The organism is Streptomyces sp. TAA486 (assembly GCF_000426165.1).
The window spans coordinates 260,637-287,141 of record NZ_AUEV01000008.1; the positions used below are offsets into that span (position 1 = coordinate 260,637).

Sequence of the window (26,505 nt, forward strand, 5' to 3'; positions counted from 1 at the left end):
GTGCTCCTTGCATTTCTGAATGGGACAACTCACAGGCCACGTTGGGACGTTGGGCCGATGAGACGCCTGCGTGACCGGGGCCCCGCTTGCGCACCGTAAGGATTGCCGAACCCGCAGTCATCGGGGCGCGGAATCCGCCGCCGCCACGCCTTCGGGTGACGGATCGTCTCCGCGTTCGTACTCCGACGCTGCCGTGGGCCGGTCGGCGGTCGCCTTCGCCGGAGGCTGAGCCGCCTCGCCACGCAGCAGCCGTTCCAGCTCCCGCGCAGCGGTACGGCCGGCACGGTTCGCGCCCACCGTGCTGGCCGAGGGCCCGTAACCGACCAGGTGGATGCGGGGATCCGCGACCACCCTCGTGCCGTCCATGCGGATGCCGCCGCCCGTCTCCCTCAGGCCCAGGGGCGCCAAGTGGCCCACGGCGGGCCGGAATCCGGTGGCCCACAGCAGAGTGTCGGCCTCCATCCGCCGCCCGTCGCTCCACTCGCCCCCGTCCCGCACAATCCGTTCGAACATCGGCTGCCGCACAAGCACGCCGCGCTCGCGGGCCCGCGACATCTCGTCGGTCAGGGGCAGCCCGGTCACGGAGACCACGCTGCCCGGTGGCAGTCCCTGGCGGACACGCCGGTCGACGAGCGCCACCGCGGCGCGCCCCTGGTCCTCGGCGAACGGGCCGTCGCGGAAGGAGGGTTCGCGGCGCGTCACCCATGCCGTCTCCGCCGCAACCTCCGACATCTCCAGCAGATGCTGCACCGCCGACGTGCCGCCGCCGATCACGACGACGCGTTTTCCGGTGAAGGCAGCGGAGTCGGGCCCCGGGTAGGTGGCCGTGTGCAACTGCCGCCCGACAAAGGTCTCCTGGCCCGGATAGCGGGGCCAGAACGGACGGTCCCAGGTGCCTGTCGCACTGATCACGGCCCGGGCCGACCAGACCCCCGCCGACGTCTCCACACGCAGCCGGCCGCCGCCGTCCTCACGCACCGCCCGTACGTGGACCGGACGCCGCACCGCCAGGCCGAAGGTCCGCTCGTAGGCCGCGAAGTACTCACCGATGACCTCCGACGAGCGGCGCCCCGGATCGGCCCCCCTCAGTTCCAGGCCGGGGAGTGCGTGCATGCCGTGCACCTTCCCGCACGTCAGCGTGGGCCAGCGGAACTGCCAGGCGCCACCGGGACGCTCCGCGCGGTCCAGAACCACGAAGTCCCTCCCCGGCTCATAGCCCAGACGCCGCAGGTGAAAGGCGCTGGACAGGCCCGCCTGCCCCGCCCCGATCACCACGACCGCAACCTCGTTCCCCATGCTCAGTGCAACCCTCAGGCGCTCCCGGAACTTCCCGTGCGCGCCGTGCGGAGAGGGGGCGCGGACGCCGCAGGGGCCGCGCCGCATGGAGGATGGAGGGATGACCGACGCACTTCAGACCAACGTCCTGCACATCACCACCGGCTCGGGCGAGAGCGTCACCGACCTCACCCGCGAGTGCGAGTCCTTCCTCAGCGGCGTGGCCCAGGGCAGGGACGGCCTCCTCAACGTCTTCGTCCCGCACGCCACCGCGGGCATCGCCATCCTGGAGACCGGCGCCGGCAGCGACAACGACCTGCTCGCCGCCCTCCGCGACCTGCTGCCAGCCGACGACCGCTGGCAGCACCGGCATGGCAGCCCGGGCCACGGCAGGGACCACGTGCTGCCCGCGATCGTTCCCCCGCACGCCACGCTGCCGGTCATCGGCGGGAGGCTGGAGCTGGGCACGTGGCAGTCGGTGTGTCTCGTCGACACCAACGGCGACAACCCGCACCGTCGGGTCAGGCTCAGCTTCCTGGGGTGAGCGGACGCCGCACCCTGCAGCACCTGACGCCGCGGTTCAGCCCGGCGGCAGGCTCGCGCTGATGCGCCGGGCAGCGGCGGCCGCAAGCGGCCCGAGCTGGCGGCCCCGCTCGGCGTCGTACCGCTGAACGGGCACCGAGACCGCGAGCGCGCCGACCGGCCGGCCCCGCGGGTCCACGAGAGCCGCGCCGACGGCTCCGACGCCGGGACGCCACGCGTCGTCGTTCGTCGCGTATCCCATCTCGCGCACCCGGCGCAGGTCTTCGAGGACCGCCGCGAGGTCCGCGGGGGTCGCTTCCGAGAAGCGCTCCAGCTCCCCCTGCAGCAGGCGCTCCACCTCCGCGTCCGGGAGGCGTCCGAGAATCGCCCGGCCGCTGCAGCTCGCGTGAAGGGGGACCCGTGTCCCCAGACGCACCCAGGTGCGCACCGGCTCTTCGCTGTCCATCCGGTCGATGACGATCAGCTCGTGCTCGCCCCCGTAGCCGGAGAGGTGGATGGTCTCGTGCGTCTCGTCCCGCAGGTCCCGCATCACCGGCAGGGCGGCCTCCCGCAGGCCGAGCTCGGCGGGGGCGTGGATGCCGACCGACAGCGCCCGGCCGGTCAGCACCCACAGCGTCCGGTCGCCGCGCGACGTGGTCAGCCATTCCGCTTCGCGCAGCGTGACCAGACAGCGGTGCACGGAACTCTTCGGAATCCCCGACGCCCTCGCGATCGCCGAGACGCCCACCGGCTGCAGCTCAGCAACTGTCTCCAGAACGCGCAGAGTTGTGAGGACGGCGCGCATCCCGCTGCCGGAAGTTGGCATCAGCAGTTGTTCCCCCTTGCCCAGGTGTCGTTCCGGATGGCGCCTGCACACCCCTTGACAGTACGTGAGCGCCGTCACCAAGGTAAGGGCGATCGTACCGCAAGGTGGTACGTGTTCCACCTCACGGAACAGGGAGTGAATTCATGGACGTCGGACGGACGCTGCTGTTCGTTCCCGGCGACCGCCCCGACCGGATCGCGAAGGCCCTGGCGAGCGAAGCCGACGCCGTGGCCGTCGACTTCGAGGACGCAGTCGGGGAAGCGGCGAAGGACTCCGCGCGCTCTCTCACGGCGGAAGCACTCGCCCGCCTTGTGCCGGTCGGGTCGCCACGGTCCGGTCCCGCCGTCCATGTCCGCATCAACGCCCTGGAGACCCCCGAGGCCGAAGCGGACCTCGCGGTGGTCTCGTCCCTGCTCGGCACGGTGCGCCTGGACGGCCTGATCGTGCCCAAGGCGGACTCCGTCGGCCAGATCGCCGCGCTGGACGGAGGACTCACCTCCGCCGAGGCGGCTGCGGGCACGGAGCACGGGAAGCTGTCGCTGCTGCCCGTCGTGGAGAGCGCCGCGGGGGTGCTCGCCTCCGCCGGTGTCGCCGCCGGACCGCGTGTGCGCGCGGTGCTGTTCGGCACGCTCGACCTCGCGGCCGAACTCGGCGTCCGTCCCAGCGTCGAAGGACGTGAACTGCTCCACGCTCGCTCGCAGTTGGTGCTCGCGGCCCGTGCGGCAGGGCTGTCCGGAATCCTGGACGGACCGTACGCGGCGCTGGACGACGAGGATGGCCTCATCCGGTCCACTCTCGCCGTCCGCGAACTCGGCTTCACCGGGCGTGTGGTGCTCCATCCCCGTCAAGTCGCCCCGGTCCGCCAGGCGTTCGCACCCACGGACGCCGAACTCGCCCACGCCCGCGAGGTGCTGGCCGCGTTCAGCGATGCGTCGGAGCGCGGCGTCGCGGCGGTGCGGCTGAGCGACGGGTCCTTCGTCGACCGGCCGGTGGTCGCCCGCGCCCAGGCGCTGCTGCGCGAGGCCGGACAGGACGACGGGGAGGCCGGCCGGTGACGGCGCACGCCGCGTCGCGCGGCAGGCTCCCGCTGGACGGCATCACCGTCGTCGCGGTCGAGCAGGCCGTCGCCGCCCCGTTCGCCACACGCCAGCTCGCCGACCTCGGCGCGCGCGTGATCAAGGTGGAGCGCCCGGACGGCGGCGACTTCGCGCGCGGCTACGACCAGGTGGTGAACGGCGAGTCCAGCGCGTTCCTCTGGCTCAACCGCGGCAAGGAGTCCGTACAGCTCGACCTCAAGGACCGGGCCGCGGTGGACGATCTGCATCTGCTGCTCGATCGCGCCGACGTAGTCGTCGCCAATCTTGCCCCAGCCGCCCTCGACCGCCTCGGCCTCGACGCCGCGTCACTGCGGCAGCGCCACCCCGGACTCATCGTCTGCCTGATCTCCGGTTACGCACCCGGCGGGCCCCTGGCCGCGAAGAAGGCCTACGACGCGCTGATCCAGGCGGAGACGGGTGTGATGTCGCTGACGGGCACGCCCGAAGCGCCGGCGAAGGTCGGCGTCTCCATCGCGGACATCGCTGCGGGGAGCCATGCCTTCAGCGGTGTGCTCGCCGCCGTCCGCCACCGCGACATGACCGGCGAGGCGCTGCCCGTCCAGGTCTCGCTCTTCGACGCGCTCACCGAATGGATGGCGCACCCGCTGTACTACACCCTGCACGCGGGCAACGCGCCCGTCCCGATGGGGACTTCGCATCCCGCGATCGCCCCGTACGGCGCCTTCACGGCGGCGGACGGCACTTCGCTGCTGATCGCCGTGCAGAACGAGTGCGAGTGGGCTCGGCTCTGCGCGGACGTGCTGGATGCTCCCGCGCTCGCCGATGACGACCGCTTCCTCTCCAACACCTCGCGTGTCGCCCACCGCGGGGCGCTCGATGCGGAGCTGGCGGCACGCTTCGCCGAACAGACGTCGCCGACGCTGACCGCGCGGCTGGACGCCACCGGGATCGCCTGGGGGCGGATGACCGCTCTCACCGACCTGCCGTCCCATCCCGAACTCACCCGCGAAGGACGCTGGATGGACACCCCCACGCCGGGCGGCACCATCCGCACCCTGCGTCCGCCCGGCATGCCCGGCGGACGAACCGCCGAGGGCGGCGCACTGCCCGCCCTCGGCGCCCACACCGCTTCCGTACTCGCCGAACTGCACGCTGCCGAGGGGGAGTCATGACGACCCACACCGGCTGGCAGGGCCGCTACTACGAGGACTTCGTCGTCGGCGACGTCTTCGAGCACCCGCTGGGCCGCACCGTGACCACGACCGACAACATCTGGTTCACCCTGCTCACACAGAACACCGCCCCGCTCCACTTCGACCACGAGTACGCGCGGCGCACCGAGTTCGGAAAACCGCTCGTGAACTCGGCCTTCACGCTGGCGCTCGTCGCGGGGCAGAGCGTCACCGACGTCTCCCAGAACGTCTTCGCCAACCTCGGCTGGGACGAAATCACCCTGCCCCACCCGGTCTTCGAAGGCGACACCATCCACTCGCGGTCCAGTGTGCTGAACGCGAGGGAGTCCGCCTCCCGCCCGGCCCTCGGCGTCGTCACGGTGCGAACCACGGGACTCAAGCAGACCGGTGAAGCCGTCATCGAGTTCACCAGGACGCTGCTGGTCTACAAGCGCGGCCACGGGCCACGGCACGACGGCCCCGGACAGCACGAAAGCCACGAGGGGGACGGACAGTGACCAGCGAACTCCGCCGCGATCTGAGGCAGTTGACGGACCGGATCTGTGCGGACTACCCGGACTCCTACTGGCAGGAGGTGGACGCCGCGCGCCGCTACCCCGAGGAGTTCGTCGACGCCCTCACAGGCACGGGCTGTCTCGGGGCGCTCGTGCCGGAGGAGTTCGGCGGTCTCGGGCTGGGCCTGGGCGACGCCTCCGTCATCCTCGAGGGCATCAACGCCAACGGCGGCAACGCCGGACCCGTGCACGCACAGCTCTACACCATGGGCTCGCTGCTGCGGCACGGCACCGACGAGCAAAAGAGGCGCTATCTGCCCTCGATCGCCTCGGGAGAACTGTGCCTTCAGGCGTTCGGCGTCACCGAACCGACCGCCGGCACCGACACCACCAGCATCCGCACCACCGCGGAACGCAGTGGCGACGGCTACGTCATCAACGGCCAGAAGGTCTTCATCTCCCGCGTGCAGCACTCCGACCTGATGCTGCTGCTGGCCCGTACCACCCCCCGGGAGGAGGCGTCGAAGAAGTCCGAGGGGATGTCGCTGTTCCTGATCGACCTGCGCGAGGCGGAGGGCGTCGGTCTGCGCCCCATCCGCACGATGGTCAACCACGAGACGAACGAGGTCTTCTTCGACAACGTGCGGGTGCCCGCCGACAGCCTCATCGGCGAGGAGGGCCGGGGCTTCCGCTACGTCCTCGACGGCATGAACGCCGAGCGCATCCTCATCGCCTCCGAATGCATCGGAGACGGCCGCTGGTTCGTGGAACGTGCCTCGAACTACGCCCGCGAACGGGAGGTCTTCGGCCGTCCCATCGGGCAGAACCAGGGCGTCCAGTTCCCCATCGCGAGAGCGCACGTCAACGTCGAGGCCGCCGACCTGATGCGGTGGCGTGCCTGCGACCTCTTCGACGAGGGCGAACCCTGCGGGGCAGAGGCCAACATGGCCAAGCTGCTCGCGGCCGACGCCTCCTGGGAGGCGGGCAACGCCGCACTTCAGACCCACGGCGGCTACGGCTTCGCCGCCGAGTACGACATCGAACGCAAATTCCGCGAGACGCGGCTCTACCAGGTCGCCCCGATCTCCACGAACCTGATCCTCGCCCACATCGGCCAGCACGTACTGAAGATGCCGCGCTCGTTCTGAGCACGGCCCGCACGTAGACGAACACCACGAAGGAGGCTTCAGCGGACATGACTTCGGCTCCCGGCTACGGGCTGGTGCTGTGCAGCCAGTTCACCTCCGACGACGACGTGGTGGCGCGCTTCGCCGAACAGGTGGAACAGGTGCGCTTCGCCCGTGACGCCGGCTTCTCCTCCGTGTGGGCGACGCAGCACTACCTGGCCGACCCCTTCCAGTACCTGCACCCGCTCGCCGTCCTCTCGCGCATCGTCCCCGAGTCCGGCGACATGCGCATCGGCACGGCGATCACACTCATGGCGCTCCAGAACCCCGTGGACATCGCGGAGGAACTCGCCACGCTCGACATCATCAGCGGAGGACGTCTCACCGTCGGAGCCGGACTCGGCTACCGCGACACGGAGTTCGACGCCTTCGGCGTGCCCCGTCACGCGCGGCTGCGCCGCTTCCTGGACAACCTCGACCTGGTGCGCCGGCTGTGGACCGAGGACGAGGTGAGCTTCACCGGCGACCACGTCGAACTCGACGCCGTGCGGCCCGTCCTGCGGCCGGTGCAGCGCCCCCATCCGCCCGTCTGGCTCGCCGGGCACACCGACGGAGCGCTGCGCCGCACGGCGCGGATGGGGCTGCCCTGGATCGCGGCCGCGGCACACGTCGACCGGGACTATCTGCACCGCCAGGTCGCCCTCTACCGGGCTGCCTGCGCCGAGTACGGCCGCGAAGAGGCACCCGTACAGGTGCTGCAGGAGATCTACGTCGGCGAGAGCGACGAGGCGGCCGTCGAGGACGTGCGTGCCGCGATGACCGTGAAGTACGCCGCCTACCGCGCCTGGGGCCAGGACCAGGTGCTGCCGCCGTCGCAGAGCTTCGACGCGGAATTCGACAAGCTGCGCAAGGGCCGCTTCATCCTCGGCGGCCCCGCCGCGTGCCGTGCGCAGCTCGCCGACCTCATCACTCACGTGGCACCGGAGAACATCCTGCTCCGCCCGCAATGGCCCGGGATGCCGCAGGAGAAGGTCATGGCCAGCCTGAAACGCCTTACGGACGAGGTATTCCAATGAACACAAGAGATATGGGAAGGCGGAGCTTCCTGTCAGCGGCGGGTCTGGGCCTGGCCGCGGCAGGAGCCTCCGCGTGCGCACCGGCGAGCGCGAAGTCGGGCCGGAAGTCGAGGGTGGCGACCTATCTGCCCTCCTCCTACGGCGATCTGTACCCGGGCATCGAGATGTTCAACGAAGCCGCGGCCGAACGCAGCGGCGGGCGGCTGGAGTTGGACATGTACGACTCGGGAGCCCTCCTCGGTGCCGAGCAGCTCCTGCCGGGACTGCTCTCAGGAGTGGCCGATGTGATCTTCCAGACCAGCTCCTACGTCTCCTCGACGTATCCGGTGCTCGGCGCCATGGAACTGCCTTTCGTCACGGAGGACTACGGCAAGCTCCGCCGCGCCATCGAACCCGGGAAGCCCCAGTACGAGCTGATCAACAAGAACCTGGAGCCGAAGGGCGTGCGCATCCTCGGCGGCATGCCCACGACGTTCGAATACCTGTGGACGGTGGACAAGCCGATCCGCAGGCCTGAGGACGTACGCGGCCTGCGCCTGCGCGTCGCCGGGGAGATCGAGGGCGAGACGGTCAAGGCCCTCGGCGGAGCGCCCGTCAGCATGGGGTCCGCCGAGGTCTACCAGGCGCTGGAGAAGAAGACCATCGACGGGCTCGTGAGCTACATCGGCACCGTCGTCTCCAGGGACCTGCAGAAGATCGTCAGGTACGGGACGGCCGGGCACTTCGGCGCCTACACCGTCGACGCCTACTGCCGCAGCGACTGGTACGAGCAGCAGCCTCCTGCCATTCGCTCGGCCCTGGACGCGGCCGGCAAGAAGCTCTACGACGACGGCACCGCAAACATGGTCAAGGTCCACACGAAGGAGTACCTGCCCAAGGTGGAGGCCGCCGGAGTGAAGCTGGTCAGGCCTGAGGGCGCCGAGATGGAGGCGTTCCGCAAGGCGATAGCCCCGGTGCGCACGTCCTGGAGGCAGCGCCTCGGCGCCCGCACGGCCGACCGGGCCGTCGAATCCATCCGGAAAGCATGAGGGACCCGGCATGACCGCGCTGAACTCGATACGCAAACACGTACTGGCCTGCGCCCTCGCGCTCGCCGTCGTCGCCATGGCCGTCGTCGGACTGATGATGCTCACCATCACCTACGACGTGGTCGTCCGCGCCGTCTTCTCCGCGCCGACGGACTGGGCCTACCCGCTGAACTCCGCCGGCGTGCTCGCGGGGACCTCACTGGCGATCCCGTACTTCTACGCCAAGGGGCGGCACATCTCGATGGACCTGGTCCACCGGGCGCTGCCGCCCGGGCTGCGCCGGGCCGCGGACCTGGTGACCGCCGCCGCCACCGCGTTCCTCGGTGTCGTGCTCGCCGTGACCGCGTACCGCTCGATGGCTGTGGCGATCGAAGGCGGACTGACCGGCTCCGGCACCTTCAGCATCCCCTTGTGGATTCCCGACGCCGTGCTGTTCGTCAGCGGCGTACTTCTGGCGGTCGTGGCCGTGCTCTTCCCACCGCCGCCCGCCGACGCCGCGACGGAAGACCAACCACCGTCCACGGCCGCACCGTCCACGGAAGGCGCACCGGTTCCCGATGACGGGGACGCAGCCTCCGGCACCGCAGAAGGGAAGGCCCGCTCATGATCTCCGATGCCGCCATAGCGGGCCTCGCGGTCGTACTCCTCCTGGTCCTCATCACGCTGCGCACACCGATCTTCGTCGCGCTCGCCGTCTCCGGCATCATCGGACTCATCGGTCTGGATGGCCTCTCCGGCGTCGAACTGTTGCCGCTCTCCCTCGTCGCGCAGCTCCAGAACTACGCACTCGTCGCCGCACCCCTCTACATCCTGCTCGGCGAGGTGCTCGCGGTGAGCGGCCTGGGCCGCGACCTGTTCGGCGCGGCCTACCGCTGGTTCAACCGTGTCCCCGGCGGGCTGGGAGCGTCCGCCATCGGTTCCTCCACCGTCTTCGGCGCCATGTCCGGCGTGAGCATCTCCTCGGTCGCGGTGATCGGACGCATGGCAGTACCGGAGATGCTCGCCAGGGGCTACCGCCCCTCCCTCGCCAGCGGCACCGTCGCGGCCTCCGGTGCGCTGGCGATGCTGATCCCGCCGAGCCTGATGTTCATCCTCTACTCGTCCGTGACGGGCGTGAGCATCGCTGAGCTCTTCGCGGGCGGCATCATCCCCGGGCTGCTCCTCGCCGCGTTCATGATCCTCTACGTGGTGGTGAAGGCCAAGAAGTCACCGGAGGCGGCGCCCGTCGCGGGAGAGCGCTTCACCTGGCGGGAACGCCTCGCCGCCCTGACGAAGATCTCGCCCGCGCTGGTGCTCATCGTCCTGGTCCTCGGGTCGATCTACACCGGCTTCGCCACCCCTACGGAGGCTGCTGCCGTCGGCGCCCTGGCCGCGTTCGCCGTGACCGGGTGGGTTTACCGGAAACTCGGCTGGGAGAACCTCCGTACGATCTTCGTCTCGACCGCGCACGTCACCGCGTCCATCCTGGCCATCGTCGGCGCCGCCTTCGTCTTCACACAGATGCTCGTGATGGCGCGGGTCCCCGATGCCGTCTCCAACTTCGTGGTGGGCCTGGAGACTTCGCCGTACCTGGTGATCGCGGCCATGATGCTCGTGCTCGTGCTGCTCGGCTGCCTCGTCGACGCCGCCTCGCTGCTGCTCGTCGTGACGCCGATCCTCGTGCCGGCGATCGAAGGGCTCGGCTTCGACCCCCTGTGGTTCGGAGTGCTGCTGGTGATCAACCTCGAGATGGCGGTGATCACGCCGCCGGTCGGGCTGAATCTGTACACGATGAAATCCGTCGTGCCCGAACTGGATCTCGCCGACATCTTCCGCGGCATCCTCCCGTACATAGCCATCGAGGCCGGGATGCTGGCGCTGGTCACTGCCGTGCCCGAACTCGCCACCTGGCTGCCGGGGTTGATCGCGTGATCGCGGATCTCGCCGACTGGGCGGCCGCGCTCCAAGTGGACGAAGCCGACGAGGAACTAGCCCACAGGGCGTTGGTGGACACTCTCGCCGTCACCCTCGCAGCGGCCGGTGATCCGGTCGCCGGGATGACGGCGGGGCAGCCCGAGCCGCTGCGCTGGGCCGCCACCGGGCACGTCCTGGACTTCGACGACGTCCACCTGCCTTCCACCTCGCACGTCAGCGTCGTATGCGTCAACGCGGCGCTGGCATGCGGGGGCGGAGCAGGCGCCTACCTGGCGGGAGCGGGAGTGATGGCCCGGCTCGGCACGGCGCTGGGCTGGAGTCACTACGGAAGCGGCTGGCACACCACGTGCACCGCGGGAGCCCCGGCCGCCGCCGTGGCCGCCGGGGTCGCCCTCGGCCTCGATACAGAGGGGCTCAGACGGGCGATGGCACTCGCGGTGCCCGCGGCGGGAGGGGGCCAGCGGGCCTTCGGCACCTCCGGGAAGTCGCTCCAGGTGGGCTTCGCGACCGACGCCGGCGTACGCGCGGCACGGCTGGCGGCAGCGGGTGCGACGGCCGAACCGGCAGCGCTGGACGACTGGTTCACTCTGGTCGGCGGCGCCACGGAACCCGTGCTCAGCGGACCCGCCGTACCGGACGGGCTGGCCGTCAAACTGCATCCCTGCTGCTACGCGATGCAGCGTCCCATCAGCGCGGCGCGCGAACTGCCGTGTGACGGGCGGGGGTTCGAGGACATCGAGCGGATCACCGTCGTGACGCCCGAGGCGGGCATGCAGCCGCTGATCCACCACCGGCCCCGCACCGGGCTGGAGGCGAAGTTCAGCATGGAGTACGCGGTGGCGACGACCCTGCTCGACGGCTTCCCGCGCATGGCCGACTTCACCGACTCCGCGGCCGTCCGCCCGGAGGTGCGGACACTGCTGGAGCGCACCGAGGTGCGGGTCCTCCCGGGCAGCGGCGAGGGCGGCCTCATGGGAGGCGAGACGCGCATCGTGGTGGAACGCTCCGGCGGTGAACGGGCAGAGGCGGCAATGGAGTTGCCGCGCGGCCATCCCCAGCGGCCCGCCAACGACGCCGAACACGCCGCCAAGGTCGCCGACTGCGTCGGTGACGAGCGCGCCGCAGAGGTGATGGGAGTGACCTGGGAGTCCGCCGCACCACTGCTCCGCGGCGCCCTCACGGCGAGCTGACGACGGTACCCGGCGCGTCAGCCCCGGCCGGTGATCCAGTCGAAGGCACGCCTGGCGTCGAACTCGGCCTGGCCGCCCGCGAAGAGCAGCCCGGCCGAGGCGAACGCCGGGTCCTTCTCGGTCCCGCGTACGTAGGGGACCGCCACACAGCGCATGCCTGCGCGGTGGGCGGCGTCAGCGCCGGGCGCAGCGTCCTCGAGAGCCACGCACCGCCGAGGCGGCACACCCAGCCGCCGAGCCGCCTCGAGGAAGATGTCGGGCTCCGGCTTGCCGTGCGCGACTTCCTCCGCCGAGACCCGCACGGGTAGCAGCGGCGCCAGCCCCGAACCCTCGAGCACGGCGTCGATGGCCGCACGCGAGGACCCTGAGGCCACGGCCAACGGATATGCGGCGCCGTGCAGTTGCTCCACGAGAGAGCGCATCCCGGGAAAGACCGAGGTGGAGCTCGCCGCGAGCTGGAGATAGCTGCGGTTCTTCTCCTCCAGCAACTGCTCGACGGGGGCGGCGATCCCGTGCTCGGCGCGCAGCGTCTCCATCGTCTCCCTGGTCCCGATGCCGATGAACCGGGTGTGGTCCTGCCAGGTGAAGCCGGTGACGCCGTGGGCGGCGAGCACGCTCCGCCCCGCCTCGAAGTAGTGGGGTTCGCTGTCCACCAGCGTGCCGTCGAGATCGAAGATCACGGCGGCGGGGGAACTGTCCATGGCCACCAGGGTGCCAACACGATCGGGAGGGGGAGTGACCAGGGCCCGGCCCGGCGCCGGTGTGATCGAGTACGCCCCGCCCCACCGCGGGCGCTGCTACCGTCGGCCAAGATCGCGGAACTGTCTCCGGAGGAAGGGCGCGGCGCGTTGAGTGAAGTGAGCGGACAGTGGGCCGACAGGGCGTACATCGGATCGTTCACCTCGGCGGGCGGCCGGGGCATCACCACCGCGTCGATCGACCTGGAGAGCGGTGCGCTGACGGAGCTGCACCACACGGAGACGCTCGTCCCCGACCCTTCGTACCTCACGGTGACCGAGGGCCCCGGCGGGCCGGGCAGCCCCGGCGGTCACCTCTACGCCGTCAGTGAGCGCGAAATGGGCGGCGCGGCCGCCTTCTCGCTCGCCGACCGGGACAGACCCGAGCCGCTGGGCGAGCTGACGCCCGTGAGAGGCGGGGGGCCGACGCATCTGGCCATCGCCGCGGGCCATCTCATCACCGCCAACTACGGCTCCGGGAGCATCAGCGCACTGCCCGTGCGGGCCGACGGCACACTCGGCAGCCATGTGTCGGTGCACCAGCACACCGGCGACGGGCCCGAGACGCAGCGTCAGGAGGGGCCGCACGCGCACGCGGTCGTGCCCGACCCGTCCGGGCGCTGGCTGCTCTCGGTCGACCTCGGCACCGACTCGGTGTGGATCTACGACCTGCGCGACGCCTGTCCCGAGGGCGAACCACTCCCGTACGCTGAGGCGGAACTGCGGCCCGGGAGCGGGCCACGGCACCTGATCTTCCACCCCGACGGCGAACACGCCTACATCGTCAACGAGTTGGCCTCGTCCGTGACCGTGTGCAGCTGGGACGCCGCGACCGGTGCCCTGGAAGCGGTCAGCGAGAAGACGACCGTGCCCGACAGCGCGGCCCCCGAACGCAACTACCCCTCGGCGCTGGTCGTTTCGCGGGACGGGCGCTTCGCGTGGGCCGCGAACCGTGGCCACGACAGCATCTCCCTCTTCGCGGTCGCCGCCTCGGGTGACTCCATGGAGCTGACCGGGACCGTGCCGTGCGGCGGGCACTGGCCGCGCGATCTCGCCCTGCACCCGTCCGGACGCTGGCTCTACGCGGCCAACGAACGCTCCGGCGACGTCACGTGGTTCGGCATCGACCAGGTCACCGGCACACCCCACCGCGAGGGGACCATCGCCGTCACGGCCGCGAGCTGCGTCGTCTTCGGCTGAGACACCTGACGAGGGGAACACCCGGGCCGGACGGCCGCTGCGGCACAGGGCGGCAGCACAGGCGTCGGCCCGACCCTGACTCTGCGAACCACATCGGGCGCGAAGGCCCCGACACGCGGAGAGGCGGCGCGCCCCGTCCTCCCCGACGGGCACACCGCCTCCGTTCCGCACCGGCGCGAGCCGAAACCCGAGCCGAAGAGCCTTCCCCTGGGCGCCGCGTCAGCGTGCCGCCAGGCCCTGTGGCGACTGCTGCTGCGGGATTCCCAGCTTGGCCGCGTACGTGGACGCGACGAGCTTGCCGACGGCCGGGTAGGCACCCAGCGGGTCCGCCACGGCACAGCCCGCTTCCGCGGCCGCCGCGTCGAGCAACCCTTCCGGGACCTCGGGGCCGATGAGGCACGGAGCAACGGCGAGCTGCTGGGAGCCGGCCTCGCGCAGCTGCTCGGCGACGCGTGCCACCGCGCCCGCCTCGTCGAGGCCCGCGGCGAGCACCGGAACGGCGAGCCGCGCGGCGAGCAGCATGCCGGTGATGCCGGCCGCCTGCACCGCCTCCTCACCGCCGACGGAGGCGAGGATGATGCCGTCGGCGGCTGTCGCGACGGTGAAGAGCCGTGCGCGGTCGGCGCGGGCGAGACCGGCCTCCGACAGCTTCACGTGGACGCCCTCGGCGAGCAGCGGGTGCGGGCCCAGCACATCGGTGAGTTCCGCGCCCGTTCCGCTGGAGAGCACCGCCTGCCGTATCTGCCGCATGCCGGCCGCGTCGGGTCCGGCGAGAAGCGGGATGACGAGAGCGACGAGGCGTTCCTCCGCTCCGGTCTTCGGAGCCTGGCGGGCAGCCGCCTCGGCCTCGCCCTGGGCGCCCGCGGCGCCGTCCTCGGCGGCCGCGGCCTCGACCGCGGCCAGCTCCGCGGCGCGGTCTTCTGCGGCCTGCTGATCGGCGGCGGTCTGCGTCAGGACACCCCCGAGAGTGGGGTATTCCTCGCCGTCGCCCTCCACGTAACCGATCCGTGCGTCCATCCCCGGCAACTCCGAGCGGGCGATGCTGAGGATCTCCTCGGCGATGCTGCGGACGGCGCCGGAGGGGGTGCCGGGTACGGCGAGGACCAGCGCAGGGGCGTTCTCTGGTGCAACAACAGGCTCCGGCTTGCGGTGCCTTCCGGGCCTGCGTGGACGCGGCATTCGTACTGGCAGGCCGTTGTCCGGGTCAGTGGGGGAGCTCATGCGCCCGCATGTTAACGCCTTGTGGGACCGCACAGTTCAGGCGGGGGAGAGTGGCTGGAAATGCCCTTTTGATCCTGCGGAGGGTTGTTCTGCTTTGCCGGGTTTCTCAGCTCAAGGCCAGCAAGACCGGATCGGGTGGAAGTCGCAGCGCATCCTCGGTGAGCCGGGCCGCGATCAGCAGCGCGCCGTCGAGAGGTCCGCCCTCGGGCGTCAGGACCCGCGCACCGGACAGCCGCCGGTCCAGCTCCTGCCGCAGCGGCCCGGAGAGCGGGGCGCCGAGACGGAACAGGCCGCCGGTGAGTGCCACGGCGGCACCGTCCCCGGACGGGCACACGGCTGTCGCGGCAGCGGCGATCTCGTGCGCCGCCGCGTCCATCACCGCACCGGCGACCGGGTCGCCGTCCGCGGCGCAGGCGGCGACGTCAGGGGCGAAGGAGGCCAGCACGGCGGGTCTGTCGCTGCGCGGATACAGCTGCGAGGGCAGTCCGCTCAGGGGTGAGCCGAAGCGTGCCTCTGCGCGCTCCTCGAGCGCTCGCGACCCGCCTTCCCGGCCGTCGAACGCGCGCATCGCGGCCTGCAGACCCGCCTGCCCGATCCACGCTCCGCCACCGCAGTCGCCCAGCAGATGGCCCCAGCCGTCGGCGCGCTGCCAGCCCCGCAGATCGGTGCCCATGGCGATCAGCCCGGTGCCGCCGGCGACGACGGCCCCGGGCTGTTCACCCAGTGCGCCCGCATAGGCGGTCACCGCGTCGGCGGCCAGCGCGACGTGCCGGGTCCCGAACTCCCGGGTGAGCGCGCCGGGCAGCGCCGCCCGAAGGTCCGCGCCCAGGGTGGCCATTCCCGCCGCACCCACGCACACCGCGTCCAGGCCCCCACTCTCCTCGCCTGCTTCGGCGAGCAGACGCCGCGCTGCCGGCAGCAGTTGGGCCAGCATGTGTTCGGCGTCGATGCCCTCCGGGCCGGTACGGACCGGCTCGGAGGAGGTGGCCGTGCCCACCGTCCGCGGGGCCGCGTCCGGCCGGGAGGCGTCCGCCAGCGCGACGCGCAGCCCCGAGCCGCCCGAGTCCGCGCCCAGCACCCACACCCGCTCCCGCGCCGCGCCGTCCGCCGGGAGTGGAGAGGGACCCGGGCCAGGCCCTTGAGCGGTCACGGCAGCTGCCAGTCCACCGGGCCGGATCCCTGCTGTGCGAGCAGGTCGTTGACACGGCTGAAGGGACGGGAGCCGAAGAACCCTCGGTCCGCCGACATGGGCGAGGGGTGCGAGGACTCCACGACGGGACGGCTCTCCAGCAGAGGACGGAGGTTGCGAGCGTCGCGGCCCCACAGCACCGAGACCATCGGCCGCTCCCGCGCGATGAGCGCCTTGATCGCCTGTTCCGTGACCTCTTCCCAGCCCTTGCCGCGATGGGCGCCAGGACGCCGCGGTGCGGTCGTCAGCGCTCTGTTGAGCAGCAGCACGCCTTGCCGCGTCCAGGGCGTCAGGTCACCGTTCGACGGCCGCGGGAGGCCGAGGTCGCTGCCCAGCTCGCGGTAGATGTTCTCCAGGCTGCCCGGCAGGGGGCTCACATCCGGCGCGACCGAGAACGACAGCCCCACCGCGTGACCAGGGGTCGGATACGGGTCCTGGCCGACGATGAGGACCCGTACATCGTCGAAGGGCTGCTGAAAAGCACGCAGGACGTTCTCTCCCGCTGGGAGATAGGTTCTCCCGGCGGCGATCTCCGCTCGGAGGAACTCGCCCATGGAGGCGACTCGTTCAGCGACGGGTTCGAGCGCCTTCGCCCAGCCCGGTTCGACGATCTCGTTCAACGGTCGTGCAGTCACGGCCGGTTACTCTACTGGCTCCGGACGCAGCTCCCCGGCCTCTCGGTCACATCAGTCGATCACCGCCGCCCGCACGCACAGCACGTCCGGCAGATGCCCCGTGAGTTGCTGCCAGTTCTCCCCCTCGTCGGCGCTGGCGAAGACCTCGCCGTTGCGGTTGCCGAAGTAGATTCCGGCAGGATCCGCCCCGTCCGTGCACATCGCGTCGCGCAGCACCGGCCCGTAGTGCGCCGCATCCGGCAGCCCGGCGCCGAGTTCCTGCCACGTGGCTCCCGCGTCCTCGGTGCGGTGGACACGGCAGTGGCGCCCTGCCGGGACCCGGTCGGAGTCGGCGTTGAGCGGGAAGACGTACGCGACGCCGCCCCGTCTCGGGTGGCTCACCACGGGGAAGCCGAAGTCGGACGGCAGACTCCCGCCGATCGAGGTCCAGTTCGTCCCGTCGTCGTCGCTGCGGTAGACGCCCCAGTGGTTCTGGAGGTACAGCCTGTCCGGGTCGGCGGCGTCCCGCGCCACCTTGTGCACGCACTGCCCGTACTCAGGGAAGCGCATGTTCTCCGGGAGGAACACCGCCTCGACGCCGCGGTTGCACGGCTCCCAGCTCTTGCCGGCGTCAGCCGTACGGTAGGCCCCGCCCGTCGAGACGGCGACGGTCACCCTGCGCGGGTCCCTGGGGTCGACGAGGATGGTGTGCAGGCCGAGGCCGCCGCCACCCGGAACCCAGTCCTTGCGCGTGGGGTGCTCCCACAGCCCGCGCACCAGCTCGAAGCTGATGCCGCCGTCCTCCGAGCGGAACAGGGCCCCCGGTTCGGTACCGGCCCAGATCACGTCCGGCTCGTCCGCCCCGCCGGGCTGGATCTGCCAGACGCGCTCCAGCGAAACCCCCGTGTCCTGCGGGAACTTCACTGCCGGCGCCGAGGGCTCCGTCCACGTCGAGCCCAGGTCGTCGGAGTGGAAGACCGACGGCCCCCAGTGCGCACTGTCGCCGCCGACGAGGATCCTGGGGCCAGAAGCGCGGCGCGTGTCGAAGCCGACCGAGTAGACCGCCTGCGCGTTGAAGTGCGGACCGTCGAACTCCCAGCCCGCTCCTCGCCGACCGTCGACAGGCCGTCGCGCGAGGAAGAGCCCTTTCCTGGTGCCCACTGCGAGAAGTACGTCTGACATGTCTGATCCTGCTTCCATGACGTCTTTGTCAGGGGTTTCTGAGGTGGGCACAGTCTGCACCCGGTCACTGACAATGACGCCGCTGCGGATGTCACCGCAGGTGAGAGCGGCGCGTGCGGCCGTTTCCCCGGCCGCCGTGACCGCCCGGCCCTCAGTTCGCCGAGGGGCGGTGGGGCGGCGGGGCCACGGTGGGCTTGGGCTGGCGCAGCAGCTCGTACGGTTGCGGCTCCGGCTCCGCCAGGGGCTCCGGCGCGGCCGGAGGCCTTGCGGCGGGCAGCCGCCTTGCCTGCGCCCGGTGCTCGCTGCCTGCCGGGCTCTCCGCGGGCGGCCGGCCCAGGGCCCAGTCCAGCTCGTACCGTGCGAAGAGTTCGGCACGCAGACGCGCGACGGGCATCGGCACACCGGGAATCAGCACGGCGACCACGGCACCCATCAACAGAGCGCGCAGCAGCGGATAGTCGGCGTCCGGGTCGGGTGATCCGTACCGTTCGACGGTCCCCCTCAGCAGAGCGGCCAGCCGCTGCTGCTCGGGACACTGGACGAATCCTTCCTGCTGGAGGATTCCGGCCATGTGCGCACGCATCAGGACGGGGCGGTCCTGTGCCAGTCCGAGGATGGCGTCGATCGCCCGCGCCAGGGACTCGTTCCCCGCGCCCGGACCCTCCGGCAGAGGCTCACGCTCCAGGGCCTCCTGAAGCGTGAGGTGCATCAGGCGGTGGACGGCGGACTGGAACAGCTGCCGCTTCCCAGGAAAGTAGTAGGAGATGAGCCCCCGCGCGGAGCCGGCCCGGTCCGCGATGTCGCCCAGGGTCGTCGCCTCGAAGCCCCGCTCGCCGACGAGATCGACCGTCGCCTGCAGCAACCGCTCGCGCGAGCGTCGGCGCAACTCTTCGTTGACCGAGGCGCTCCGAGGGGACATTCTGTTAACTCCTATGTTGACTGGCTCCCAGCCAATATACTCATGGCGACTTCGGACGCACGCCCCCGACCAGGCTGCTTCCGGCGCGACCGCCGGTATTGGGCGACGCGGGGGATCGCCCAATACCGGCTGTTCTGTGCCCGGATTCACCGCTCGCACCTGCACAGGAGCGGCGGCACTTCCCTGCTCCCGCCGCTGAACGCACGTCACTGCACCCCCGTCCGGCTGCCGCATCGGCGCCTCCGAACGGTTTCGGGAGACAGGTGGGAGACGATCTACGAAGTACCGCGGCGGGCCGGCAGCTTCTCCCACTCCCGGTCCCACTCCGGTGGTGATCTGCCACGCGGTTCGACTTCTTCCCGCAGCCGCTGCTGCTACGTGGCGATGTCCGGCTTCATCGGCATCGTGGTGTGCGAGCAGGTGGCTCAACGCCCCCGGCTGTCATCGCGGTGCAAGTGCTCGCGCCTCAGCCCGGCCAACTCACCGACGCACAGGCAGCGTGGGTGATCGTCAGCACCATTCCTGATGGGTGGCGAGGCCCGCGTCGATAGGCTGGACTCGGGGCAATGCCACACCCACGTCGAGGAAGATCACGTGCGAATGCCCGTGGCGCCGGCACTCGCACAGCTTGCACGAGAAGGACGGGAGACCAGGTGACCGATGTGCGTCGGGTCCTGGTGACTGGCTCCAGTACTTGGGCCGAGCAGCAGACCATCGCCGAAGCCCTGCTGGAGGCCTGGCGCGCGGCCCTCCAAGACGGCGCGGAAGGGATCGTCGTCGTTCACGGCGCCTGCCCCACGGGGGTCGACAAGATCGCAGCCGACTGGGCCGAACACAACGACGTCGCGCAGGAGCCGAACCCCGCCGACTGGGACACCCACGGCCGTAGCGCCGGACTCATCCGCAACCAGCACATGGTCGAACTCGGGGCAGACCTGTGCCTCGTCTTCATCGACAACTGCGCGTCTGCACGGTGCCGTCGACCGAAGCCTCACGAGTCCCACGGCGCCCACCACACCGCCGACCTTGCCCAGAGGGACGGCATCGCCGTCAGGAAATGGACCGAATGACCAAGGATCCCGCCGACACCGGGGGCCTTGGCCATCTGCGTGGCAGGTCAGTCCGGCATCATCGGCAGACGCTCCCGCGGCGGGACCGCATGCGGCGCGGCTGACACCGGGTGATGCTGATCAGGAAGTAGGGAGACCTCGACCCCTTCCGTGATCGAGGTCCTTCACGGTCATGGGTGAGGTGAGGACGTCGTGCGCTGTGATGACGCCGAGGCCGTCAAGCACGCAGTGGCCCACCGTGCTGCTGGCGGCGGCGTGGCCCTCGTCCGCCACGAGCACGGTGTCGATTTCGCCGGCGCACCCGCAGCGAGCCGTTCCGTGCGCCCGGCCGGCCAGTTCGCCACCGCCCCTCAATCTGTTACGCGCCTGTGTAGTTGAGTACGCAACGATATGTGTGTCTGTCGCGTCTGAAAGGTGAACAACATGTGAAGGCGCCGTAGTCGCGGCGGCGCCCCCACAACTTCATAAGGAGCACACCCATGCTGAAGAGAACCGTCACGGCGGCAGCGGCCATAGCCGCGGCACTCGCGCTCACCGTCACCCAGGCCCAGGCCGCGGAGATCGCCACCTCCGGCACCGGCTGGAAGATCAACACCGGTGAGAAGGTCAAGGCTCTCTCGCCGAGCCAGGCCAACACGATCGTCTTCTCGTCGACCGCCATCAGGAACTGGTACGCGCCGTACCTGTCCCGTGCACTGACCCAACTCCGCGCCGAAGGCGTCAAGGTGGCCGTCGGAGGTGTGGCGGCGATGTCCACGGCCACGTGTCCGCCTCGCGGCACGATCTACTTCACGGAGGCGTACCGGCCGCTGAGCGGCAAGCCCGGTTATTCCAGGGCCGGAAGCTGCGTCGACTCCCGGGGAGTCCAGTACAGCGGCATCGTGTGGATGGACTCCGAGTACCGCGCGGGCGCGTGGAAGCTGGGTACGACGCTGAGCCACAACCTCCCGCCGCACGAGTTGCTTCACGCGTTGGGCCTGGACCACCCGAACCACGACAAGGACCGGGACGGGACCGTCGAGGCGTACGAGTGCGTGGCGACCAGCTACGGCAACAAGCCGCTGATGTGCTCGCCCAACGGCGGTTACCAGACCACCGCCAACCGCGGAAAGCTCGTCGGCTACGACATCAACGGCGTCCGTGCGCTGCTCGCCAACGCCAGGATCCTGGGCATCAAGTAGGGGTCCGAACCTCGAGCAGCGGAGGCGCCCGATGACCGACGACCGGCCGGCGACCGATTCCCGCGAGGACACGGACCGCACGCGCGTCGACCCGGCAGTTCCGGAGGAGCACGAACCGCACGAGCCGGCGAACGCTTCGGCGCTGATCCGCAACGATGCGGGCGAGTACCTTCTGCATCTGCGGGACCAGATTCCCGGCATCTGGGAGCCGGGATCGTGGTCGCTCCTCGGTGGCGGACGTGAACCGGCCGACCGGTCAAGATCCTCGAGCCCGACAAGTGCACTGCCTGGGAGTGGTGGGAGCCCGACGGGCTTCCGGCGAGGACCGTGCATTACACCCGGGCAGCCGTCGCCGGCATCGGCGCGGGGCGCCGCTACACGGAGATGGGCTGGTCGTGACAGATGGGCGGCCGTCGTCCGCCTCCACGGCCGCATGCCGCCCCACGCGACGCCGGTCCTCGAACGCACAAGCGCACAATTCCCCTTGCGCAGACCGTTGTTGAATGCCGGACGAGCAATAGAATGAATCAACGTACGCGCTGAGACGGGCACTTGCGCCACGTTCCTTCTTCTGCCTGATCTGCGGCTTTCCGGTTTCCGCGGCTTACTAGGAGAGTCCATGCCGTTAGCGGTGGTCTCGCTCATCTGGGATGCACAGCACTCCTCCGGTTCGCAGTCCGTGAAGTACGACGACGACGGCTATTACCTGGTCCGCTTCCCGTACGGGAGGCAGGAGTCGTACGACCCCTGGAACATGCACGCCGCCCGTCGCGGCGGTGACACCTCCGAGTTCCCCGACGCGCGATCGGGCCTGATCCACCCCAGCCACGAAGGCTGGGGCATCGTCTCGGCGATGGTCCACTGGAAGAAGGACAGCGATCCGCACGAGTACCGCGCACGCTTCGTGCGCGACCCGCTCGGGGACGAATACGACTCGACGGCCACCACGGACGCCGCGGAGACGGGCGGCGGCCAGTACAAGTCGTACATGTGGCAGATGTTCGTGCACCCTGACGTGCCGCTCGGTCTGAAGGTCTCCGCCCGGGGCAAGGACGACAAGAAGATCGCCGTGCCCCTGGTCCACGCCCAGTTCAAGCTCTCCATCAACACGGACGTGATGACGCCCTGACCCCGGGCGCCGTGCGGGGGCGGACGTCAGGCGGCGTTCCTCTCCGCCCCGAGTACGCCCCGGTTGACCAGCAAGTACCACAGTCCGATGGACGCGGCAGCCAGCGCGGCGCCCAGCGCCGCACCGACCACGGTGTCCGTGAGCCAGTGCACCCCCAGCACGATGCGGGTCAGGCACACACCGGCCACCGACACGCAGGCCAGGGCGAGTACGAGCGCGCGCAGCGGCCGTCCGGCTCCGGAACGGTGAACCAGCCACACCACCAGTACGCAGGCGATCGCGGCCGTCATGGTGTGGCCCGAGGGCATGGCGGCGAAGTGGGCGGAGTCCACGGGCTGCTGCCACTTCGGGCGGCTGCGGTCCAGGAGCGCCTTGAGTCCTTGCTGAACACCCAAGCCGGCGGCGGCGGTTCCCAGGCACCACAGTGCGAGCACCGCTTCTCCCCGCAGCCACACCCACAGCGCGGCCGCAGCGACGAGGAGCCTCATGGTCACCGGGTCCCACACCCAGTCGCTGAGCACGCGGTTGGTGTCGGTCCAGGCCGGATGCTTCAGCGCCCGTGCGTGGAACCAGTCCGCGACGTCCTTGTCCGCGCTCAGCACGGGCGGCCAGCCGACCGCGATGAGCGCGATGACAGCGCAGGCCAGGGCGCTCAATGCGAGTGCCGCCCACAGCCATCTCGCCGCTGGTACGGAGATGCTCACGGGAGAGGGCGGGTCCGTGGTCGGGGCGTGCGTCGGTCCGTGCATGTCTCGATCTTCACCCAGTAGCCACTTCTGCGGCTATCGAAGCGCGGAGAGTCCCGGTACGAATGCCACGACGAGGGGCACGGCCGGGACGAGCACCGCCGCCGCCGTCATCCGCACCCGGCGCGAGACCGGCAGCCGGGGAGCGGCGGACAGCAGACGGTGCACGCGGTGGGGGACTTGGGCCAGGGGAGTCGGTGCGGGGCCGAACACCCCGCTGTCCTCGTTGAGTTCGACCAGAGCCAGGGCGACGGTCAGTCGGCCGTAGCGCTTCGAGGCTGTGTCGTCCGCGGCCATCTCGACCAGGGTGTGCACCTGATCGCGGAACGCGGCGAAGACCGGCACCCGGGGGAAACCGGACGCGAGCGCGGAGGAGCAGTGCATCAGCCAGTCGTGACGGGCACGCGCGTGACCCTGCTCGTGTTCCAGGACCGCGTCCAGCTGACGGCCCTTCAGCCGGCGCAACGCCGCGGTGGTGACGATGAGCTGCGGCGTGCTGCCGGGCAGCCACCGGGCTTCGGGCTTGTCCCCCTCCAGGACCACCAGACGGTCGCCGTGGGACCGTTCCTCGCCCGGCAGCCGCGGCGCCCGCTCACGCAGTTCCGCCCGGCTCCTGCGGCGCCGCATCCTTGCCTCGTGCACCTCGCGCAGCAGCATGGCACCCGTCCACGCACCGCCGCAGGCCAGCAGCACCGCGAGGGCTCCGGCCCAGGGTCCGTGCGAGCCGAGGCCGAGCCCGTAGGCCTCCTCGACGCCGCTGGGCGCCGGTGCGAACACATGGCCCCGGACGACCTGCCACGCGGCGGCTGCCGAGAACGCCATGGCCAGCAGGCAGCACAGCAGTACGGCGGCGACGACGCACTGCCACATCCACAGACCGAGCACCGGCTCCCGTTCCGGCCAGGACGAACGGGCCAGCACACGGGGGGCGACGGCGGCTGCCAGGGCGCCGAGGACGAGCAGCGCCAGCGGGACCATCATGATTGTCAGAGTATGAGGCGCCGACCTCGGGGCGGTACGTCCACCCGCACAGAAGTGACCGATCCCTCACAGCATGAGCAGCATCGCCAACATGCCGGTGCCCATGGCGACTCGGCAGGCCGCCGCCAGTTCCGGGCGGTCGCGCGCCGCGCAGTCACCTCCGGCCGTTCCGGCCGCGGGGGCGGCGTCACCTGCGGGTGCGGGAAGCAGAAGCGCGCCCGTGCGCAGCACGTAGACGGCGTAGTAGATCAGCAGCGCACCCGTCAGCAGCGGCAGCCCCGAAGCGGCTGCGGCCGTGTGATTGCCGGGCGCGGCACCGTGCGTCCCCGGCATCGCCAGCGCCATGTAGATCATCGCCAGGGCGCCGACCAGGTGATGGAGTTGGTGGACGTGCTCCGCCCGCCGGTGGCCCGGTCCCGACGGCATCGGAGCCCGCCGCACCTCAAGCAGCGGCGCCAGCTCCCGCACGGCGACCACACCGAAGAGCACCAGCAGGGCGAGCGGGGGCAGTACCGCGGACACGCTGCCGGGCAGCGCCATGGCCGCCATTCCCAGCCCCATGAGGGCTTCGCTCCTGGCAGTACGCCGCTGCATCCCCCCGGCCCCCCGTGCGCGCAGCAGGCACACACAGGCGACGAACGCGCACAGCGCCGTCAGCAGCCAGCCGACCGTCGCTGAGCCGTGCATCGCCCGACCTCCCCGCTCGCCCTTCGGGGAGGCTTCCCGTCCGGCGCCGTCACACGGGAGCGCACGGGCGCAACGGGGGAGCGCTCAGGAGCCGGAGGGCGGGGCAGAGCGCGGGGCCGGAGGACCGGCAGGCAACCGCGCCCGGGGTCGTGGGTCAGATCCCCGGCCGGTAGCGCATCGGGTGGGTGTCGGGAACCTCGACGATGCAGATGCGCACGCCGTCAGGATCGGCGATCCACATCTCGATGAGCCCCCACGGCTCCTGCACGGGCCCCCGCAGCACCTCGGCCCCGGCGTCGGTCAGCTCGCGGTGCGCCGCCTCGGCGTCCTCGACCTGGAGCCACAGCTGCAGGCCGGGCGAGGGCGGGTGCTCGGAGTGGCCGGAGACCTCGAGGGAACCGCCGCCCAGGAAGTAGACCGTGCCGCGCTCCGGGCCCGTCCCGAACTCCCGCTGGACCGCCAGTCCCAGCGTCTGCCCGTAGAAGGTCCTCGTGCGCTCGGGGTCGGTCGGCCGCAGCAGTACGCGGCTGCTGAGTACGTGCACCATGCCGACCGACTCTATTCCCGGCGGCACGGTATTAAGGTCGCTCACCATGGAGAACGTCAAGGAGACCGGCGAACCGACCTTCCGCGTCGCGGCACCGGAGGACGTCCACGCTCTCGTGGCACTCCTGGAGTCGGCCTACCGGGGCGACTCCAGCCGCGCGGGCTGGACCACCGAGGCCGACCTGCTGGAGGGCCAGCGCACCGACCCCGAGGGCGTCGGAGCTGTGGTGACGGATGCCGGAAGCATCATGCTCGCCGTCGAGCGGGCGGGGGAACTGGTGGGCTGCTGCCAGCTGGAGCGGCGAGGCGATGTCGCCTACTTCGGAATGTTCGCCGTCCGTCCGGAACTGCAGGGTGCGGGGCTGGGCAAGGTGGTGCTCCAGGAGGCCGAGCGCACTGTCGTCGCCGAATGGGGCTCGCGTGAGATGCAGATGACCGTGATCCGGCAGCGCGAGGACCTGATCGCCTGGTACGAGCGCCGCGGATACACGCGCACGGGCATGCTCACGCCCTTCCCCTACGGCGACGAGCGGTTCGGCATTCCGCAGCGCGCCGACCTGACCTTCGAGCTGCTGGTCAAGAAGCTCGACGTGCTGCCGTCTTGATCTCCGGCATATCCGTCACCAGGCCGTCGAGCCCCAACTCGCGGACGCGGTCCAGTTCCTCGCCGGTGTTCACGGTCCAGGTGATGACCTTGATCCCGTCGGCGTGGCAGCGCTCCACGGTCTCGGCCCCCAGCCACTGCAGTTCGCACGAGACCATGAACGCGCCCAGCTCGCGAGCTCGTTCGGGCGCGGTGCGAGTCGACCGGCCCGTCACCAGCACCAGCGGCATCTCCGGCAGGTGCTCCCGTACCTCGCGCAGCGCCTCGTCGTGGAAGGAGATGACCGTGACGCGCTCGTGCAGGCCGAGTTCGTCGATCACTGCTGTCAGCACCCGGGCCGCCGCCCGGTCCTTGATCTCGGCCTGCAGCGGGGACCCGACGGCCTCCACGACCTCATGGAAGGTCGGGATGCGCTCGCCCTGGCCGGCGTCGAGCTCGCGCAGCTGCGCCAGGGTGAAGTCGCTGATGGCGCCCGAACCGTCCGTGGTCCGCGAGACGTCGGCGTCGTGCATCACGACCAGCTCGCCGTCCTTGCTCAGGTGCAGGTCCAGTTCGATGACGTCGACACCCTCGTGCTCGGCGCGGACGAAGGAGCGCAGAGTGTTCTCGGGCTCGACGCCCATCACTCCGCGGTGGCCGACGATGAGCAGTGACACGGCACCCTCTCTCTTTCCTCGCGTGACGGCGCACAGCGTGACGTGCGCGGCGGACAGACTAACCGTCATGCCCGGAGCGTTTCCGACCCGTCCGGCTCCGGTGGAGATCGCAGCACGCCCGGCGGTGCCCGGGGGGACGG

At 70.8% G+C, this 26,505-nt stretch carries 28 protein-coding genes; 15 read left to right on the forward strand and 13 right to left on the reverse strand.

Annotated features, from left to right (window positions below):
• Window positions 1-117: 117 nt before the first annotated feature.
• Window positions 118-1,296: a flavin-containing monooxygenase gene (locus I004_RS33855; RefSeq protein ID WP_199779387.1), complete on the reverse strand. Its 1,179-nt coding sequence runs from the start codon at window positions 1,294-1,296 to the stop codon at window positions 118-120.
• Between the two features lie 100 nt (window positions 1,297-1,396).
• Between I004_RS33855 and I004_RS0113920 the strand changes: the two genes are divergently transcribed.
• On the forward strand, window positions 1,397-1,819 hold the full coding sequence (locus tag I004_RS0113920; protein ID WP_028436003.1) for a secondary thiamine-phosphate synthase enzyme YjbQ: 423 nt from the start codon (window positions 1,397-1,399) through the stop codon (window positions 1,817-1,819).
• A 36-nt stretch (window positions 1,820-1,855) separates the two neighbouring features.
• On the opposite strand, the gene I004_RS0113925 is transcribed toward I004_RS0113920, so the two are convergent.
• On the reverse strand, window positions 1,856-2,623 hold the full coding sequence (locus I004_RS0113925; RefSeq protein ID WP_078511154.1) for an IclR family transcriptional regulator: 768 nt from the start codon (window positions 2,621-2,623) through the stop codon (window positions 1,856-1,858).
• A 143-nt stretch (window positions 2,624-2,766) separates the two neighbouring features.
• On the opposite strand from I004_RS0113925, the gene I004_RS0113930 reads away from it, so the two are divergent.
• From I004_RS0113930 to I004_RS0113970, 9 genes are read left to right on the forward strand one after another with little or no spacing between them, the layout of a single operon-like run.
• Complete coding sequence (locus I004_RS0113930; protein ID WP_028436005.1) at window positions 2,767-3,678, forward strand: HpcH/HpaI aldolase/citrate lyase family protein; 912 nt, start codon at window positions 2,767-2,769, stop codon at window positions 3,676-3,678.
• A complete protein-coding gene (locus I004_RS0113935) occupies window positions 3,675-4,853 on the forward strand; it encodes a CaiB/BaiF CoA transferase family protein (protein WP_028436006.1) in 1,179 nt (392 codons plus the stop codon). The genes I004_RS0113930 and I004_RS0113935 overlap by 4 nt, the downstream gene beginning before the upstream one ends.
• Entirely contained in the window at window positions 4,850-5,371 is a 522-nt protein-coding gene (locus I004_RS33860) for a MaoC family dehydratase (protein WP_051345011.1), read from the forward strand. The genes I004_RS0113935 and I004_RS33860 overlap by 4 nt, the downstream gene beginning before the upstream one ends.
• Window positions 5,368-6,516 (forward strand): acyl-CoA dehydrogenase family protein, encoded by a 1,149-nt coding sequence (locus I004_RS0113945; protein ID WP_028436007.1) that lies wholly within the window; start codon window positions 5,368-5,370, stop codon window positions 6,514-6,516. The genes I004_RS33860 and I004_RS0113945 overlap by 4 nt, the downstream gene beginning before the upstream one ends.
• 47 nt (window positions 6,517-6,563) lie before the next feature.
• The gene (locus I004_RS0113950) at window positions 6,564-7,571 is read left to right on the forward strand and encodes an LLM class flavin-dependent oxidoreductase (protein WP_051345012.1); all 1,008 of its coding nucleotides are present in this window, start codon (window positions 6,564-6,566) and stop codon (window positions 7,569-7,571) included.
• Complete coding sequence (locus I004_RS0113955; protein WP_028436009.1) at window positions 7,568-8,599, forward strand: TRAP transporter substrate-binding protein DctP; 1,032 nt, start codon at window positions 7,568-7,570, stop codon at window positions 8,597-8,599. Before I004_RS0113950 ends, I004_RS0113955 begins: the two co-directional genes overlap by 4 nt.
• 10 nt (window positions 8,600-8,609) lie before the next feature.
• Window positions 8,610-9,206 carry a TRAP transporter small permease gene (locus tag I004_RS0113960; protein ID WP_028436010.1) on the forward strand — a complete coding sequence of 199 codons (597 nt, stop codon included), beginning with the start codon at window positions 8,610-8,612 and terminating at the stop codon, window positions 9,204-9,206.
• Complete coding sequence (locus tag I004_RS0113965; RefSeq protein ID WP_028436011.1) at window positions 9,203-10,510, forward strand: TRAP transporter large permease; 1,308 nt, start codon at window positions 9,203-9,205, stop codon at window positions 10,508-10,510. Before I004_RS0113960 ends, I004_RS0113965 begins: the two co-directional genes overlap by 4 nt.
• Window positions 10,507-11,703 (forward strand): MmgE/PrpD family protein, encoded by a 1,197-nt coding sequence (locus I004_RS0113970; protein WP_199779388.1) that lies wholly within the window; start codon window positions 10,507-10,509, stop codon window positions 11,701-11,703. The genes I004_RS0113965 and I004_RS0113970 overlap by 4 nt, the downstream gene beginning before the upstream one ends.
• A gap of 17 nt (window positions 11,704-11,720) precedes the next feature.
• Here the strand turns inward: I004_RS0113970 and I004_RS0113975 are convergent, their stop codons facing one another.
• Complete coding sequence (locus I004_RS0113975; protein ID WP_028436013.1) at window positions 11,721-12,404, reverse strand: HAD family hydrolase; 684 nt, start codon at window positions 12,402-12,404, stop codon at window positions 11,721-11,723.
• Between the two features lie 156 nt (window positions 12,405-12,560).
• Here I004_RS0113975 and I004_RS0113980 point away from each other — a divergent pair, with 156 nt between their 5' ends.
• Entirely contained in the window at window positions 12,561-13,640 is a 1,080-nt protein-coding gene (locus I004_RS0113980; RefSeq protein ID WP_028436014.1) for a lactonase family protein, read from the forward strand.
• Window positions 13,641-13,859: 219 nt separating this feature from the next.
• Here I004_RS0113980 and I004_RS0113985 read toward each other — a convergent pair whose 3' ends face one another.
• The 5 genes from I004_RS0113985 to I004_RS33865 form a co-directional block, all read right to left on the reverse strand.
• A complete protein-coding gene (locus tag I004_RS0113985; RefSeq protein ID WP_199779389.1) occupies window positions 13,860-14,861 on the reverse strand; it encodes a hypothetical protein in 1,002 nt (333 codons plus the stop codon).
• A gap of 106 nt (window positions 14,862-14,967) precedes the next feature.
• On the reverse strand, window positions 14,968-16,011 hold the full coding sequence (locus I004_RS0113990) for a BadF/BadG/BcrA/BcrD ATPase family protein (RefSeq protein WP_078511158.1): 1,044 nt from the start codon (window positions 16,009-16,011) through the stop codon (window positions 14,968-14,970).
• Window positions 16,008-16,685: a uracil-DNA glycosylase gene (locus tag I004_RS0113995; RefSeq protein WP_028436017.1), complete on the reverse strand. Its 678-nt coding sequence runs from the start codon at window positions 16,683-16,685 to the stop codon at window positions 16,008-16,010. The genes I004_RS0113990 and I004_RS0113995 overlap by 4 nt, the downstream gene beginning before the upstream one ends.
• A gap of 51 nt (window positions 16,686-16,736) precedes the next feature.
• The gene (locus I004_RS0114000) at window positions 16,737-17,846 is read right to left on the reverse strand and encodes a glycosyl hydrolase (protein ID WP_028436018.1); all 1,110 of its coding nucleotides are present in this window, start codon (window positions 17,844-17,846) and stop codon (window positions 16,737-16,739) included.
• Between the two features lie 151 nt (window positions 17,847-17,997).
• On the reverse strand, window positions 17,998-18,765 hold the full coding sequence (locus I004_RS33865; RefSeq protein WP_078511160.1) for a TetR/AcrR family transcriptional regulator: 768 nt from the start codon (window positions 18,763-18,765) through the stop codon (window positions 17,998-18,000).
• Window positions 18,766-19,418: 653 nt separating this feature from the next.
• Between I004_RS33865 and I004_RS33870 the strand changes: the two genes are divergently transcribed.
• From I004_RS33870 to I004_RS0114020, 3 genes are all read left to right on the forward strand, one after another.
• Complete coding sequence (locus I004_RS33870) at window positions 19,419-19,835, forward strand: SLOG family protein (protein WP_037976122.1); 417 nt, start codon at window positions 19,419-19,421, stop codon at window positions 19,833-19,835.
• A gap of 479 nt (window positions 19,836-20,314) precedes the next feature.
• Window positions 20,315-21,016: a zinc metalloprotease gene (locus tag I004_RS0114015; protein WP_037976124.1), complete on the forward strand. Its 702-nt coding sequence runs from the start codon at window positions 20,315-20,317 to the stop codon at window positions 21,014-21,016.
• 619 nt (window positions 21,017-21,635) lie between these two features.
• The gene (locus I004_RS0114020) at window positions 21,636-22,145 is read left to right on the forward strand and encodes a hypothetical protein (RefSeq protein ID WP_028436020.1); all 510 of its coding nucleotides are present in this window, start codon (window positions 21,636-21,638) and stop codon (window positions 22,143-22,145) included.
• Between the two features lie 26 nt (window positions 22,146-22,171).
• Here the strand turns inward: I004_RS0114020 and I004_RS33875 are convergent, their stop codons facing one another.
• The 4 genes from I004_RS33875 to I004_RS0114040 form a co-directional block, all read right to left on the reverse strand.
• Window positions 22,172-22,894 (reverse strand): phosphatase PAP2 family protein, encoded by a 723-nt coding sequence (locus I004_RS33875; protein ID WP_078511162.1) that lies wholly within the window; start codon window positions 22,892-22,894, stop codon window positions 22,172-22,174.
• 33 nt (window positions 22,895-22,927) lie between these two features.
• Complete coding sequence (locus I004_RS0114030; protein ID WP_028436021.1) at window positions 22,928-23,872, reverse strand: M56 family metallopeptidase; 945 nt, start codon at window positions 23,870-23,872, stop codon at window positions 22,928-22,930.
• Between the two features lie 66 nt (window positions 23,873-23,938).
• Window positions 23,939-24,559, reverse strand: coding sequence for a DUF5134 domain-containing protein (locus I004_RS0114035; RefSeq protein ID WP_028436022.1), 621 nt, complete (start codon window positions 24,557-24,559; stop codon window positions 23,939-23,941).
• 154 nt (window positions 24,560-24,713) lie between these two features.
• Window positions 24,714-25,106: a glyoxalase superfamily protein gene (locus I004_RS0114040; protein ID WP_028436023.1), complete on the reverse strand. Its 393-nt coding sequence runs from the start codon at window positions 25,104-25,106 to the stop codon at window positions 24,714-24,716.
• A 46-nt stretch (window positions 25,107-25,152) separates the two neighbouring features.
• Between I004_RS0114040 and I004_RS0114045 the strand changes: the two genes are divergently transcribed.
• Window positions 25,153-25,710, forward strand: coding sequence for a GNAT family N-acetyltransferase (locus tag I004_RS0114045; protein ID WP_028436024.1), 558 nt, complete (start codon window positions 25,153-25,155; stop codon window positions 25,708-25,710).
• Here the strand turns inward: I004_RS0114045 and I004_RS0114050 are convergent.
• Complete coding sequence (locus I004_RS0114050; RefSeq protein WP_028436025.1) at window positions 25,682-26,365, reverse strand: glycerophosphodiester phosphodiesterase family protein; 684 nt, start codon at window positions 26,363-26,365, stop codon at window positions 25,682-25,684. The two genes, I004_RS0114045 and I004_RS0114050, sit on opposite strands and share 29 nt — an antisense overlap.
• Window positions 26,366-26,505 lie beyond the last annotated feature (140 nt).